The organism is Candidatus Polarisedimenticolia bacterium (genome assembly GCA_035764505.1).
In the GTDB taxonomy this organism is placed as follows: domain Bacteria; phylum Acidobacteriota; class Polarisedimenticolia; order Gp22-AA2; family AA152; genus AA152.
On sequence record DASTZC010000280.1, the window covers coordinates 1 to 15,580 of the forward strand.

The 15,580-nt window shown below is 64.5% G+C and carries 10 protein-coding genes; 3 read left to right on the forward strand and 7 right to left on the reverse strand.

The features are described 5' to 3' along the window. The 7 genes from VFW45_18135 to VFW45_18165 all read right to left on the reverse strand — a co-directional run. Window positions 1-1,007, reverse strand: a 1,007-nt coding sequence (locus tag VFW45_18135; protein HEU5182712.1) for a hypothetical protein, incomplete at its 3' end; no start/stop codon positions are given. 480 nt (window positions 1,008-1,487) lie between these two features. Next, a complete protein-coding gene (locus VFW45_18140; GenBank protein ID HEU5182713.1) occupies window positions 1,488-2,153 on the reverse strand; it encodes an ankyrin repeat domain-containing protein in 666 nt (221 codons plus the stop codon). A gap of 188 nt (window positions 2,154-2,341) precedes the next feature. Then, window positions 2,342-3,820: a glycosyltransferase gene (locus VFW45_18145; GenBank protein ID HEU5182714.1), complete on the reverse strand. Its 1,479-nt coding sequence runs from the start codon at window positions 3,818-3,820 to the stop codon at window positions 2,342-2,344. After that, on the reverse strand, window positions 3,817-5,049 hold the full coding sequence (locus VFW45_18150) for a HEAT repeat domain-containing protein (GenBank protein HEU5182715.1): 1,233 nt from the start codon (window positions 5,047-5,049) through the stop codon (window positions 3,817-3,819). Before VFW45_18150 ends, VFW45_18145 begins: the two co-directional genes overlap by 4 nt. A gap of 18 nt (window positions 5,050-5,067) precedes the next feature. Next, a complete protein-coding gene (locus VFW45_18155; protein ID HEU5182716.1) occupies window positions 5,068-5,448 on the reverse strand; it encodes a response regulator in 381 nt (126 codons plus the stop codon). 18 nt (window positions 5,449-5,466) lie between these two features. After that, a complete protein-coding gene (locus VFW45_18160) occupies window positions 5,467-7,197 on the reverse strand; it encodes a tetratricopeptide repeat protein (GenBank protein HEU5182717.1) in 1,731 nt (576 codons plus the stop codon). Continuing rightward, window positions 7,190-9,967 (reverse strand): tetratricopeptide repeat protein, encoded by a 2,778-nt coding sequence (locus VFW45_18165; protein HEU5182718.1) that lies wholly within the window; start codon window positions 9,965-9,967, stop codon window positions 7,190-7,192. The genes VFW45_18160 and VFW45_18165 overlap by 8 nt, the downstream gene beginning before the upstream one ends. 322 nt (window positions 9,968-10,289) lie before the next feature. Between VFW45_18165 and dprA the strand changes: the two genes are divergently transcribed. From dprA to VFW45_18180, 3 genes are all read left to right on the forward strand, one after another. Continuing rightward, entirely contained in the window at window positions 10,290-11,405 is a 1,116-nt protein-coding gene (gene dprA, locus VFW45_18170) for a DNA-processing protein DprA (protein ID HEU5182719.1), read from the forward strand. Continuing rightward, window positions 11,398-13,851, forward strand: a complete 2,454-nt coding sequence (gene topA, locus VFW45_18175) for a type I DNA topoisomerase (protein ID HEU5182720.1) — start codon at window positions 11,398-11,400, stop codon at window positions 13,849-13,851. Before dprA ends, topA begins: the two co-directional genes overlap by 8 nt. Window positions 13,852-14,181: 330 nt before the next feature. Further along, window positions 14,182-14,799 (forward strand): hypothetical protein, encoded by a 618-nt coding sequence (locus tag VFW45_18180; GenBank protein HEU5182721.1) that lies wholly within the window; start codon window positions 14,182-14,184, stop codon window positions 14,797-14,799. Window positions 14,800-15,580 lie beyond the last annotated feature (781 nt).

Consider the following 15,580-nt stretch of genomic DNA (forward strand, 5'->3'; position numbering starts at 1 on the left):
AGATCCGGGATGGGGTTGGAGGCCGGCAGGCCCGCGCCGAAGCGATACGAATACCCGAGCAGGATGACGTAGTCGGGGAAGGTCGCGTCCCCCGCATTGCCGGTATAAGGATTGGGAAGGCGGTTGCGCATCAGCGCGCGCGGCACGTAGATCGTCCAGGAAGAGCGGCCGTGGTTGAAGACGATGCCCGGCTCGATGTAGGTCTCGTAACCGGGGCGGCGCCATCCGTGGCTCTCGCCGATCAGATCGTAGCGCGGCAGTCCTTCGATGCGGAAGCCGAGGCTGAGCGCCATCAGATCCTTCGCCACCGGAAAGGCGGCGCCGGCGCGCGCCACGTACTGGTCGGGGACCGAGTTCTCCACGATGTCGGCGAACGCCGGGTTCGCCGCGAATCCCAATCCCGCGACGATGGACGGCGTGCCGTTGGTGTCGCGCGGGTTCGCCAGGTAGGTGCCGGAGAAGAAGAAGGTCGTGTGCTTGAGCGCCTTGTAGGCCTGCAGGTCGAACAGGATTCCCCAGCCGCCATCGCCCGGTTGGATCGATTGATCGACGGGCTTCGCGACGTTGTTGGTACCGTCGATGTTGGGATACTCGTCCTCGTTGGCATAATCACCGGTCGGCGCCTTGACGCCGATGCCGAGCGACAGGTTGGCGGTGGGATGTTTCTGGAAGTCCATTACCCAGAAGCGGGCCAGCGCGCTGGCGTCGCCGATGCCGCTGGAGTTCTGCTCGCGGCGCGGTCCGAGGGGAGGCTGCGTCGGCGTCGGCAGCGACCAGCTGGCGTTGACGATCGGCACGCTGGCGAACAGCGTGAAGTGCTCGGTGAAGTTGTACGACAGCCCGAAATCGTACAGCTGCTGCGTGTTGACGACGTAGTTGCCGATCGACTCGCGCTGATATTGGAATTTGATGCCGTTGTAGTGATCGTCCGAGGTGAGGCCGCGGTAATTGAAGTTGAACTGCCATTCCCCCTTGATCGGGGCGGTGTTCTCCGACGCGCCGAACACGGGCGCGTTGTTTCGTATGAGGACTCAGCCTTGGGCGAAGCTCGGCTGCGCGGCGTAGAACGGCGCGACGAGCGCGGTGAGGACGGAGCTGAAGCGCAGCGCTTTTTTGAGGAAGGCTGAGGTCATGGGTGGCACCTTTGTCTTTTCGCCGAACCCCGAGGATTTCGTTGCCGCGCCGCGGGACGGCGGCGATTCCGACCCGCGGCGCGGCTATTTCCGGTGGGGGGTGCTCCAACGTAAGGCAAGCTCCATGCCTGGAAATGGGAGGGGTCGCCAGGCCTTTCAGGACTCGGCGAGGCTATCTGTAAACTATTGAAATGGGCTCAGTTAGAGGGCATCTCGCCGCAGGGCTTACCACAGGCCCCGGGTGACCCGTACGCACCGCTTTTCATAGCCCGTATGCAAAGCAGCCGCGGATCATTGGTTATATGCGAAGTGAAGCGGGCCATCAGCAGATTCGGCGGGAACGGAGAGAGCTACTTACTCGGTCGCGCCATGAGCTTCCAGGATCCGGATCACGTCATCGCGCTTCGTGGCACGTGCGGCATAGAGTGGGCTGTGACCCCACTTGTTCCGCAGGTTCACATCGGCTCCGCGGGCAATGAGGAGCTCGATGATCTTCACCTGTCCCTCGACCGCGGCGCCATACAAGGCGGTGCCGCCCTCGGCGTCTCGAGTGTTCACGTCGAGGCCGCTGCGCAGGAAGCGGTCCACGAGCCGGAGGTTGCCGGTGGCCGCCGCGTAGTTGAGGAATTCCGGCGCGTGAGGTCCCGAAGCGAGACGATCCGCGGAAAGGTTCTGCCAGGTGCCATAAGGCACCGCGAGAAGGAGAAGGAGACAGACGGCGACGGTCAGGACGATCCAGCGAGACGCCGAAACGGCTCTTCCACGGAGCATGGCCCACAGGCTGCGCCCGATCACACCGGCGCACCACAGGGCCATGACTCCGGCGCTCGCGAGCAGAAGAAGGATCGGGCCCGAATGAGCCAGGCTGAATCCGACCAGCTGCGGACCGTTCCGCCAGGACAGCAGCGTCTGCTCGTAAACCATCCGCGCCGCGAAATAAGCCGTCCCGGGCGCCGCGACGACCCCGACGACCCGCAACCATACCGGCAGCCGGTCCCGCTCGGTGATCCCCTCTCTCATTCAACACCCGGAGCTTTTCGCATCCTGAAATTGTCCATGGCAGGCGACCCGTAAGCCAGGGTCAGGACGACGCCGCTCAAGAGTCCCGTCGCTTCGGAAAACGCGGTCGCGAGGCCTGACTCAACGGCGGGCGGATGGCGACCGTGGCGCGCCGCGGAACAACCGGGTCAGGCGATGCGCTTCGCCCATCATCCTTGCGCGGGGCGGGTCACCGCCGGAGGGCCGGGAGTCGGCTCGTCGTGGAAGCCGCGGTGGCCCATCTCTCCCCAACGGCGGCGCCGGCCAAGGAAGTCGAAGAAGGCCTTGACCTTGAACAGCGAAAGCAGCTGGCGGAAGCCGATGTTCTCCCAGATCGAGTACCAGGCCAGGCGCGCCAGGTCCTCCCAGCGCGGATAGCGGCGGAAGGAGATCTCCTCCAGCAGCACCGCGGCGATCGACAGGAAGACGCCGTAGAAGATCGCCACCATCAGGAAGAGGACGAAGAACTCGCGGTTCAGAATCCCGAGGAAGTAGGCGGCGATGACGCTGAGGTAGCCGAGCACCTCCACGAAGGGGCCCAGCATCTCGAAGAGCAGGAAGTAGGGCAGCGCCACGATACCGATGACGCCGTAGCGCGGGTTGAACAGCATCTTCCAGTGGCGCGAGAAGCTTTGCAGCATCCCGCGGTGCCAGCGGTTGCGCTGCAGCAGGAGCGTCTTGAATCGCTCCGGCACCTCGGTCCAGCAGACCGGGTCGGGCACGAAGACGATGCGGTAGCGGGTCTTCTCGCGCTTCAGCCGCTCGTGCAGCTTCACCACCAGCTCCAGGTCCTCGGTGTCGGTGTGGGCGTCATAGCCCCCCACCGCGACCACTTCGTTCTTCTTGTACAGCCCGAAGGCACCGGAGATGATCAGCAGCGAGCGCAGGACGCTCCAGCCGATGCGGCCCGACAGAAACGCGCGCAGGTACTCCACCACCTGGAACACCGGCAGGATGCGCCGCGGCAGCCCGACGCGGACGACGCGGCCGTCGCGCACCTCGCAGCCGTTGACGATGCGCACGATCCCTCCCACCGCCACCATTTCCTCCGGATGCTCCATGAAGGGCTTGACCACCCGCAGCAGGGCGTTCTCCTCGATCACCGAGTCCGCGTCGACCGAGCAGAAGAGCGGATAGCGCGACAGATTGATGCCGGTGTTCAGCGCGTCGGATTTGCCCCCCTTCTGCTTGTCCACCACCGTCAGGCTCGGGACCGACAGCGAAGCGTAAATGCCGAGCACGCGCGACGTCGGCAGAGTGCGCCGGTAGATCCTGTCGGTCTTGCGCAGCTCGAACGCCTTGATGAGACGCTCCAGGGTGGCGTCGCTCGAGCCGTCGTTGACGACGATCACCTCGAACTCGGCGTAGTTCAGCTGCAGCAGCGAGCGCAGCGTGTCGACGATGCCGCGCTCCTCGTTGTGCGCCGGGACGATGATCGAGATCGGCCAGGTCATCTCCGATTTCAGGATCTGCTGGTAGTCGGAAAAGAAGGTCCGGCGCACGAAGCGCACCACCTCGAAAAGCGACACCAGGAACAGCAGGAGGTAGACGGTGTTCAGCGCCAGGAAGTAGAAGATGACGAACTCATTGAAGGTGATGACCGACCGCAGGAGCAGGTTATGCCAGTTGAAGGCCAGCACGGCAATCACGGCTTGGCCTCCCCCGTCTTGAGCATGCCGAGGAGCCGCTCGCGCACCTTTTCCTGGGCATGACGCGCCGCGGAGTCGGTCAGGGAGTCGATCCGCTCGGAAGCGACCATCTTGCGGATGAAGGCCATGGCCGCCTCCTGCTCCTTCGGATCGGCCGAGCCCAGCTTCTGCACGTACTGGTCGATGACACCGGCCCCTTCGAGGGTGGCCACGGCCGCGTGGCGCGCGTAGCGGTCCTCGGAATCGATCGCATCCACCAGCGCCGCGATGCCGCGGTCCCCCATCGAGCGCAGCCCCTCGGCCGCGTTGATGCGCACCCACCACTCGCGGTCTTTCAGCGCCGCCGTCAGCGGGGCGACCGCCTCCGGACGCCCGAGGCGTCCGAGCGATTTGGCCGCCATTGCGCGCACCGGCCACTCGGGGTCCTCCAGCGCCTTGAGCAGGCTCCCCGAATGGTTGGGATCGCCGATCAGCCCCAGCGAGTGGGCGGCACGGGCCCGGATGTCGCGCTCCGGATCCGACAGCAGGTCGACCAGCAGTGCCGGCGCCCGGAAGCCCTTGGCTCGGCCCAGGCAGTCGACCGCGGCCGCGCGCGCACGGCGCGGCAGGGTCGGGAAGATCTCCACCAGCTCGTCGGCCGCCTCCGGCCCCATGCCGGCGATGATGTCGGCGATGCGCAGGGCCGACCAGCGGCTCGGGTCGAGCAGCGCCTCCACCAGCGGCTTCACGCTGGTGCGCGTCTCCAGCTGCCCGAGCGCCCGCGCCGCGCGCATGCGCACGTCGGCCGAGGGATCGCGCATCAGGACGATCAGCTCGGGGGCCGCCTTGGGACTCTTCATCGCTCCCAGCTTCTCCGCCGCCTCGGCCCGCTTCCACCAGCGCCCGGCACGCAGCTGTGCGACACGGTTCTGCACGAAGCCCAGCTCCTCGCAGGCCACGGTGATGCGGGAGCGCGCCGCCCCCTTCAGGAAGCGGGCATGATCCAGCAGGATCTCCTCCACCACGCCGCGCTCGAAGCGGCTCCCATGGCCGAGCTGCGGGCCCAATCGCTCCTCCTTGCCGTTCACGTAGGCCAGGATGCGCGGCTCCAGGGCGCGCCGCAGTCCCGCCGCGCGCCGCTCGCGCACCTCCCGCGTCGCTTTGTTGGCCACGATGAACAGGAACAGGAGCGCAAGGACGCCGCCGACGCCCCACAGCGCCTGGATCAGAAGCTCGGAGGTGGTGTGCATCGCCCGACCTGCCTTCTCCTAAGACCGCGAGCGCTCCAGGATCTTGCGCACTCGCGAGACCAGCTCGAGAGAATTGAACGGCTTCACGACGTAGTCTTCCGCGCCGAGGTTGAACCCTTTGACGATCTCCTCCTCGCGGTCCTTCACCGACATGATGATGATCGGGATGCGCGAGGTCTCCTCCTCGCTCTTCAGCTCCGCCAGGACGTCGAAGCCGTCCTTGAAGGGCATGATCAGGTCCAGCAGCACCAGGTGCGGGCGCACCTGCACCGCGATCCGCGCCGCCTGCTCGCCGTCAGGGGCCTCGTGGATCTCGTAGCCGCGGTCGGCCAGGAGCGTGGCGATGAAGCGCCGGATGGTGGGATCGTCGTCCGCCACCAGGATTCGAGAGGAATTCATGGGATCAACCTTCCTTTCCTAGAACGTAAAGCGGAACAAGTAGCCGTAATGGTGGCTTTCGAAGCCGGAGGCCACTTGCTGGGCGTAATCGGAGCGCCCGTAGTAGGCCTCGAAGACCACGTTGCGATGGATGTTCCAGCCGCCCATCAGCTCGTAGCCGAAGACGGTGTCGGTCCCTGCGTCGAGTGATTCTGGATCGGTCGGGCAGGTGGCCGGATCGGGGTCGGGATCGGAGGTGCACAGCAGCCGATCGAAGGACTGGACGCCGCCGGTCAGCTCCACCGAGTAGTACATCTTCCGATGGAACAAATTGTCGGAGATGTTCGCCACCAGCAGGTGCGACAGGAACTTCGTCGGCGCGAAGTAGCCGTTGTCGAGCTGGTCCTGCTCGTCGTCCTGGTAGGTCAGATAGCGCAGGGCATAGGCGACGCTGATGCGCGGCCGCCGGACCGGCAGCAGGACCGAGACGTTGACGTTGATTACGCTGCGCTGGTTGTCGTCCGAGAACCAGGCGTGCTGGGCCCCGCCCCGCAGGCGCCAGCGCTCGGCGAAGCGCCAGTCGACGCGGGCGTCCGCGGCGCTCAGGCGGATGTGGTTGTCGATGATGCGCGCCGTGTCGAACAGCGCCTGGCGCGACACCCCGAGACCCCATCCGAAGTTCCGCGCCAAGTAGAAGTCGAAGGAGCCGCTGCCTATCGCCTGCGTCAACTCGTTGTTGTTGAAGCCCTCCTGCCGCGCCACGCCCAGGCTGGCGTTGAGGAACAGGATGTCGGAAAAGCGGTTGGCATAGCGCCCCTCGAAACGGTCCCCTTCGTCCTCCGCCTCCTCCGGGATCTCCAGCGGGGCGACTCCCACGCACTGCGAGGCAGTCTCGCAACGGAAGCGGGCATCGAAATGCGAGAAGCCGAAATCGAGCGTGCTTTGCGGGTCGAGATGGAAGCCGCCGGTGAGGCGCGATTCGATCACGTCGTTGGAGTCGGTGTCGATCACCCGGTTCCAGTAGGGACTGATGTAGGGACGCAGCGGGTCGTGGATCTCCTGTTGCGCCTTCTTCGCGTCGCGGTTCTTGGGGTACTTCTCCACCGCCTGGTCGATCTCGCGCACCGCGTTGCGGTCCTTCCCCTGCCAGTGGTGCACGCGCGCCAGGCCGATGAGGGCCGCCTCGTTGTTCGGATCCGCCTTGAGCACCTGCTTGTACCAGCGCTCCGACTCGAGGAGGTCCCCTTTCCAGGCGGAGATGTCGCCCATGCCGACCGCCGCTTCGATCGGATGGTCCTTGGCCGCGATCAGCGGCTCGTAGATTTCGCGCGCCTCCTCGAAGCGATTCTGCCATCCCAGGATGCGCGCCAGGTCGAGCTTCAGGGTGGCGTCCTCGGGGTGGGCCTGGATCAGCTCGTGGTATCCCGCTTCCGCCTCGGCGAAATGCTCCGCCCAGGAATTGATCTTGGCCAGCTCGCGCTTCACCTCGTCGTCGCCCGGATTGAGCGCGAGCGCCTTTCGGTAGGCGCCGATCGATTCCTCGAGGCGGTTGTCCCACGAGTAGAGCAGCCCCAGGCGCTTCAGGCTGGAAGCGTCGTTAGGATCGGCCGCAACTATTTGCTCATAAAGCCTGACGGCCTCAGGGTAGTTGTCGTTGCGGAAAGCCTCCTCTGCCTTGGCCTTCAGATCCGCCTGGGCAAAGGCGCCACCAACAGCAAGAGAGACCACTAGAAGGCCGAGAATGAGCGTCCTGGCTCGAGTTCTAGTCATGGTCCGGAATCGCCTTTAGCGCCGTCTGCAGGATCCGGTAGCTGTCCTTGAGCTCCAGGTGGTAGCTCGGCGTCTCCCATGCTTGCCAGCGGTAGGTCGGGAAATCGTCCGGTCCCGGGCGCCGGTTGCGCGGCAGCGAATCGAATACTTGCAGCGATCCATCACCCCCTTTCCGCACGGCCAGGACGTGGAAGCGGAAACCGTCGGTCTTGCGCGTCGCCACCAATCCGCTGCGCGGCTCGCTCTCGTGGACCACCTGGTGCGAGGAGGGGTCGGTCACGTTCAGAAGCCCCCACGGGATCCGTGCTTCGATGAAATCGCCGGCCGGCGATTCAATCCAGTCGGCCAGCGTGTCGTAATCGGGGGAAGCCGGATCGAGGGAGCCGTGGCGCAGGGGGGATCGGCTGTATCCCTTGGCCGGGTAGTAAGTCCCGTCGCGCCCCAGGCGATCCCGGTTGCAGTAGACGAAGATGTCGATGAAATCGCCGCTGCGGCTCTCGACCGAGTGATAGGGGCGGCGGTTGCGGTTGGTGAACAGGTCGTAGGGACGGTCCACGAGGATCCGGCTCTCCTTGCCGGCAAGCTGGATCAGGAACTCCATCCCCAGGGGGGTGGTCACATCGACCTTGGGGAAGCGGTGATCCCCCAGCTTCAGGTCATAGGTGTCCACCCCGATCCAGTACTGGGTAAGGCTCCAGTCGGGGGGGGAAGATCCCGCCAGCTCCAGGTCGAGGTAGAGGTACCCCTCATCCGATTCGACCCGCAGCCCCCGCAGGCTTCCCGGCGCCGGGGTCTTCCCTGGGGCCGTATCATCTATATATAGGGGGCGGACGGTCTCCCAGTCCTTACCCTTCCCGTCGAGGACGATTTTCCAGCCCTCGTTCCCCGGCCAGGCCGCCAATACCCCGTAGTTCTCCTCCGCGTCGAGGGCGTTCAGCCAGAGCGGCTTGCGATCGGCCGGCACCTCGTAGCTCATCACCAGCCAGTTCTTCTTGAACCATTCGTCCATCCAGGAGAAGAGGATGCCTCCCCCCAGCCCGGCGTCGTGGATGTCGCGGAACAGGCGGGCGTCGATCTTCCCCTGCTCGACGGCGGTGTGGCCGCCGTGATGCTGTCCCTGCCCTTGTAGATGAGCGATGCCGCGTGAAGAGGGGACGCCGAACTCGGCGATCAGAACCGGCTGGTCCCCATGGTGCTTCTTCAGATCTTGAAGGTAGCCGAAATAGTTGCTGGGCCCCTCGGCATCTTTCGCCTTGGAGTATTCGGGATCGAGGACCATGAACTCCGGGTAGTAAGGGTAGGCATGGTAGGCGGCGAAGAAGCCGGCCGCGAAGCTCCCGGTCGGCGCGATATGCAGCGCATCGATGTCCACCGCGTCGTTGTCGTACTCCAGAATAGGCTCGGAGAGCTTCTCGCCGCGCTTGCGGCGCAGCGCCGTCTCCTCGGCCGCCGTCGCCTCGGTGGGGTGCTTCAGCGGATCGAGCGTCGGCCATGAGACGTAGCCGACCGGGTGCTGCCAGCGGTATTGCTTCGTCTCGTGCGCCGCCGCCAGATCGCAGATCGAGGCGAGCCATGCCTCGAAAGGACGCGCGCCGCTCGCCGCCACGAACTCGCCGTCGAAGCGATCGCGCCCCGGGCGCAGCTTCTCGTAGGCCACCACCGAGTAGGGCTCCCATTCGCGCCCCAGCAGGAAAGCGAGCAGGTCGCCCGAGACGTCGGCATCGTAGACGCCGCCGGCATGCCCCGGGCGGACGGGCAGCTCGATGTTGCCGTGCATAGCGTCGATCACCCGCCGGATCTCGGTGCCGAATCCCTCCATGAAGCGCTTCCCGTCGTAGTCATCGTCCTCCGGCAGCTCGGTCCATACCCCCTGCACCAGCCACAGCTTTTGATCCGGGTGCTCCCGGTTGTGCTCCTTCAGTGCGCGATAGAGCGACGGCGGATGCAGGGTGTAGAGGCGCACCACGTTCAGCCCCATCTCTCCCATCGCATCGAACCAACGGCGGTACAGGACCGGGTCATCCGGAAACTCCGCGGGGAATTTCCCCGGGAGCGCCGTGCCCAGATTGATCCCTTTGACGAACAGGGGCTGCCACGTGTCACCGGTTTTGACCTCGAGCCTTCCACTGCCGGTGCGCGTCACCATCCGGATCGGAGCGGCGGCGGATGCCGGCGCTTCAGGGCGCTTCTCCTCGACGACGCCCGTGGGGCCCGCGAGCTGGGCCAGGAGGTCCTTCGCTTCGCTGTCGTCGGGGTTCAACGCCAGCGCGCGGGTCAGCGCGGCCTGCGCCTCGCGGCGATCGTTCTGGTTGCGCAGCGCCATTCCCAGCCCCTTCCAGGCCTCGGCGTTCTTCGGATCCAGCTGCGTCGCGCGCTCGAAGTGCTCCGCCGCTTCCTCGGAGCGCTTCTGGCGCAGCGCCGTGTATCCGAGGCCGGTCCAGGGATCGGCCGATCCGGGTGCGAGACGGGCCGCCGCCTCGAACGCGCTCCGCGCCGCCGCCGTATCGGCAAGGCGCAGCCGCGTCCAGCCAAGAAGCGACGCGATGCCGGCGTTGCGGGGAAAGCGCCTCGTCCCTTCCTCGAGCATCTTTGCGGTCTCGGCGAAGCGGCCGGCGCGATAGCCTGCCAGCGCCTTGTCGTAGAGCGCCTCCTCGGCGGAGACGGGGGTTTTCTCGGGATCATTGCCGGCGGCGGGAAGCGAGGCGAGAGAGACAAGAAGGGCGAGGCTCACGGCCAGGCCGCGAGAGGTACGACGATGGAGTCGGTCCATCCCTCTCCCCTCACTGAGGCTCCTGTGCGGGCCTTACCGGAGGATTTCTCGATGCCCGGAGCGGTAAGCGCCGGAAATCTAACATGGATCGCCCGCGCATCCGCCGCCAAATATAGGGTTTTGGGCCGCTAACGCAAGCCGGTCAATAGTTTTGGAGGGATTCAACCATGTCGGAATTGGACCCGCTCGACGCGGAAATCGCTGGCTCGACGGCACCTTGATATCGCCGGCTGCGCCTCCCGCTCCGAACCCGGTTTCTTGACAAGCCCCGGAGCCTTTCTATATTTTATGCCGCGTTCCGCGCCCCGACGGAGGATTCCGTTTGGGGAAGAACACGGTTTCATGGGTCGCGCTGAACCTGGCGCTGTGCCCGAACGTCCTGGTCCTGCGCAGCCTGCTGGATCGCTTCGGATCTCCGGAGGCGATCCTGGCCGCGACCGAGGAAGACCTCGGCAGCATCGGCGGCGTGAGCAGGCGGCTGATCCGGCGATTGAAGGATCCTCTTCTAGCGCGCGCCGCCGGGAAGGAGCTGCGCCGCGCCGAGCGCTTGCAGGCGAGGATCCTCATCCGGGACGATCCCGGCTATCCCGGGATTCTCGCCCAGCTCCCGGATCCTCCACCGCTCCTCTATGTGAGGGGCGACCTCCAGGACTCGGACGATCCCGCGATCGCGGTGGTGGGCTCGCGCCGCGCCACCACGTATGGAGTGGAGATGGCGCGCTCGCTCGCCGCGGAGATCGCGTCGGCGGGCGTCACGGTAGTGAGCGGCCTGGCGCGCGGCATCGACGAGGCGGCGCATCGCGGCGCGCTGGAAGCGGGAGGACGCACGCTGGCCTTCCTGGGCTCGGGAATCGATCGGATCTACCCGCGCGAGAGCGCCCCGCTGGCCGCCAGCATCTCCTTGAGCGGCGCGGTGTTAAGCGAGTTCCCGCTGGGCACGCCGCCGCTGCCCGGGAACTTTCCGGTGCGCAATCGGTTGATCAGCGGCGTGTCGAGAGGTACGTTGGTGGTCGAAGCGGCGCCGCGCAGCGGATCGCTCATTACGGCGCGCTTGGCGCTGGAGCAGGGACGGGAAGTTTTCGCGGTCCCTGGACGGGTCACGGGAGAGAAGGCGATCGGGCCCAACTCGCTGATTCAACAGGGCGCCAAGCTGGTGATGCGGGGCCGCGACGTGCTCGAGGAGATCCCCGGGGTGGCCCTGCCGGCCGAATCCTCGGGCCCGGAACCAGCATCGGAAGAGGCGCACGGGGAGGAAAAGGCGATCTTCGGGGCCCTTCCTGAAGGCGAGGCGGTCGCGCTGGATGATCTGGCGGCGGCGGTCGGGACGGAGACGGGGTCGCTGCTCGCGGCGCTGTTGAAGCTGGAGATGGAAGGAAAAGTCCGGCAGCTGCCGGGCGGACGCTACCTTCGAAAAATCAGGAGAGGAATCGTTGGCTAAATCGGCTGCCAAGTCGCTCGTCATCGTGGAATCGCCGGCCAAGGCGAAGACGATCAACAAATTCCTCGGCCGCGGCTTCACCGTGAAGGCCTCCATGGGTCACGTGCGCGATCTGCCGAAGCGCACGCTGGGCGTGGACGAGAAGAAGAACTTCAAGCCGACCTACGAGGTCCTGCCGGGGCGCAAGAAGGTCCTCGACGATCTCAAGAAGGTGGCGGCCGACGCCGAGGCGATCTATCTCGCCCCCGACCCCGATCGCGAGGGCGAGGCGATCTGCTGGCACCTCTCCGAGGAGCTGAAGAAGGTCAACAAGAAGCTGCACCGCGTGATGTTCAACGAGATCACCAAGCGCGCGGTCCTGCACGGCATCGACAACCCCGAGAAGATTGATCTCAACAAGGTCGACGCGCAGCAGGCGCGCCGCATCCTGGATCGCCTGGTGGGCTACAAGATCAGCCCGTTGCTCTGGGAGAAGGTGCGCCGGGGGCTGTCGGCGGGACGCGTCCAGTCGGTGGCGCTGCGCATCATCGTGGAGCGCGAGCGCGAGATCCAGGCCTTCAAGCCCGAGGAGTACTGGTCGCTGACGGCCACGCTCGAGGGGGACCAGCCGCCGCCTTTCGAAGCGAAGCTGGCGCGCATCGGCGAGGAGAAGGCCGACCTCAAGGACGGCGACACCACGAACGCCATCGTCGAGAAGGTGAAGGACGGCCGTTGGATCGTCACCGAGGTCGAGTCGAAGGAGAAGAAGCGCAATCCGCCGCCGCCGTTCACCACCAGCAAGCTGCAGCAGGAGGCGGCCCGCAAGCTCGGCTACACGGTCAAGAAGACGATGACCCTGGCGCAGCGTCTCTACGAAGGCGTCGATTTGGGCGATGCCGGGCCGGTCGGCCTGATCACCTATATGCGCACCGACTCCACACGCGTCGCCCCCGAGGCGCTCACCGAGGTGCGCGAGCACATCGGCAAGGCGCACGGCGCCGCCTACCTCCCCGACGAGCCGCGCTACTACAAGGCGGGGCGCATGTCGCAGGGAGCGCACGAGGCGGTCCGTCCCACCTCGCTGGAGAACACCCCGGAATCGGTGGAGCCTTACATCGGGCGCGACGAGCTGCGCCTCTACACCCTGATATGGAACCGCTTCGTCGCCTCGCAGATGAACCCCGCGGTGTTCGACGTCACCGCGGTCGACATCGAAGCGGCCGGCCACACCTTCCGCGCCAACGGCCAGATCCTGCGCTTCCCCGGATATTTCGCCGTCTACCACGAGTCGCTCGAGGGACGGAATCCGGAGGAGAGGGTCTCCCCCATCGGCTCCCCCGAATCGGACGACGACCGCTCGCTCCCGCCGCTGGAGAAGGGGCAGGAGGTGAAGCTGCAGCAGCTCGACCCGAAGCAGCACTTCACCCAGCCGCCGCCGCGATTTACCGAGGCCTCGCTGGTGAAGGAGCTGGAGGAGGACGGCATCGGCCGCCCCAGCACCTACGCCACTATCCTGGCCACGCTGCAGAGCCGCGAGTACGCCCTGAAGGAGGAGGGGAAGTTCACTCCCACCGAGCTGGGGATCCTGGTCACCGAACTTCTGGTGGAGCACTTCGGCGATCTGATCGACGTCAAGTACACCGCCCGCATGGAGGAGGAGCTCGACGAGATCGAGGAAGGCAAGCTCAAGTGGACCGACGCGCTGGACGATTTCAACGGCAAGTTCGCGAAGGATCTGAAGCGCGCCTCCAAGAACATGCGCAACGTCAAGCGCGAGGAGACGCCCACCGACGAGACCTGCGGCAAGTGCGGCAAGCCGATGGTGATCAAGTGGGGCCGCTACGGGCGCTTTTTGGCCTGCTCGGGCTATCCGGAGTGCAAGAACACGCAGGAGCTGGCCGGCGGCGCCAGCGGCGAGAAGGGGGCCGAGGCGGTCGAAGTGCCGGAGATCAAGGAGACCTGCGAGAAGTGCGGCGGCGCCATGGTCCTGCGCAAGGGACGTTTCGGGCCGTTCATCGCCTGCAGCAACTACCCCACCTGCCGCAACACCAAGAAGATCCAGGTCGACAAGGAAGGGAACATCACCCGCAAGCCCGACCGCATCCTGGACGAGACCTGTCCCAACTGCGGCAAGAACCTGGTCATCAAGGACGGCCGCTTCGGCGAGTTCACCGCCTGCAGCGACTATCCCACCTGCCGCTACATCAAGCTGAAGGAAGTCGGCGTCGAGTGCCCCAAGCCCGGCTGCGGCGGCAAGATCGTGGAGCGCAAGTCGCGCCGCGGCAAGACCTTCTTCGGCTGCAATCGCTATCCCGACTGCGACTTCGTCACCTGGTACCGGCCGCTGCAGGAAAAGTGCCCCAGCTGTGGCAAGCCCTACCTGCTGGAGAAGATCACGAAGCGCGAAGGCGTCACCCACTTCTGCGACGCCGAAGGATGCTCCTTCAAGAAAGCCGTCAACTCCTGACGCTCTCCCCTATCGACTGATTCCTCCTCCCGGTTTCCCCGGCCGAGAAGTTTCGTTGATCTCGATGCGAAATCTCGTCTATATATGCCGCATCAGCAAGAAACAGCCACTGCTGAACGCAACGTCATGCTGCTTCCCCATCTCAGTCTAGGACTGACCGGAACTTTCAAATTCTGCTGAATGATTTTCGTTGACCGACGGGATCTTTCGGCGTAGAACTCCGGTCAACAAAGCTCAAACCACACCCAAAAACTGCAGGGCACCGCCATGCGCATGCCTGGGATCCGGTGTTTCGGTCCGTTGCTTTCAGCATTGAGCCTTTGGCTGGCAGTGAGCCTTCTCGCCACGAGTCCCGCGCTTGCCCAGAATGAAACCGAGCAGGTCGGATTCTCCTCGAACCATCTGTTCGACGGCGGCTATTTCGGGGAAAACGTCGATATTCTGAACGGGAACCTCAATCTATCGATTCCCATCGGGCCGCGATATCAGGTGACGAGCGATTTCTCGTATCAACTCTCGCTGCACTACAACTCCAAGATCTGGGCCGATGTGAATACTCGAAACCATCGCCTGATCGGAGAGTCGCCTGCCGGCACCGGATTCACGTTGAGCCTCGGGAGAATCGTTCTGGCGACGCACCATAACGATGATGGCTCCATAACCCCAGGCCCCACCTTCGATCTCTACATCGTCACCCCTGATGGGGGCCGCCACATCGTGGTCGACAGCAGCGGCGGCGATTACGATGGAATGCACTCTCTTCCTGAGGATCACTTCACGAACGACACAACCTACATGAAGGTGCGCGCCATCGGAGATCCGGCTTTCCTGGCTTCCTTGACCAATCCTCAACCGGTACAGTCCTGGAAGGTCTTCATGCCGGACGGGACGACCTACACCTACGGCCAGCGGATTATATGCAGCCAACAACCCTCTAATGTTTGTTGATCCCGACGGGAGAGATTTCTACTTGAAGTGCGATGGGAAGGACACTCGTACATGCCAAAATGGGCATGCAGGGACAACGGACAAGAATGGAACATTCACGGCTACAACAATACACAGCGAAAACGGAAAGCTGGTCGACAATCAAGGGAACAGATATACGGCGCAAGTGACCAAGGATGGTGTGCAATTCACTAAACAAGGAAGTTCTACCGCCCAGACTGGCGTTTGGCAGAAAAACAGCGCTGCGACCACCTTCACACAAAAAACTGGGGACCTTGCAGGGTTTACTTTCGCCTTTTCTGCGCCAGGTTGGCACCAAGATGCGCACGCCGACTTCACATTCGGCGGGAGCGTACAGGACGCCGAGAAAGCCCTATTGAGAGCAGGGTTCAAACCTTCTCGGGGTGGACATTGGGGGGACGATTTTCGGAGCGATGGAGGACCGGAGGGTGATAACTCGACTCACTTTACGGTTCAGCGAAGCAGTCCTACCCATGGTGATTTGCACACGGGGGAGACATATTTCAAGACCGGGCCTGGCAATTTTGCAACGCATTCGCTGGAGCTCATCGTCAATAGCTTCGAATGGGTCACCCGTCAACATCTCGGTGGAGACAAGTGAGCGGTCCGCGAAATGTGCAAGACTTCGGCGGGATGAAATGGTCATTCCTGCATATTCTACTGCTGACCTTGTTGCTTCCCAGTGCGGCCTCCTGCAACACCGAAGACTGGGTGGGTGTCGCCAATCACGATTTGGCCTTCGCGAAGGCGCTGGCGAGCC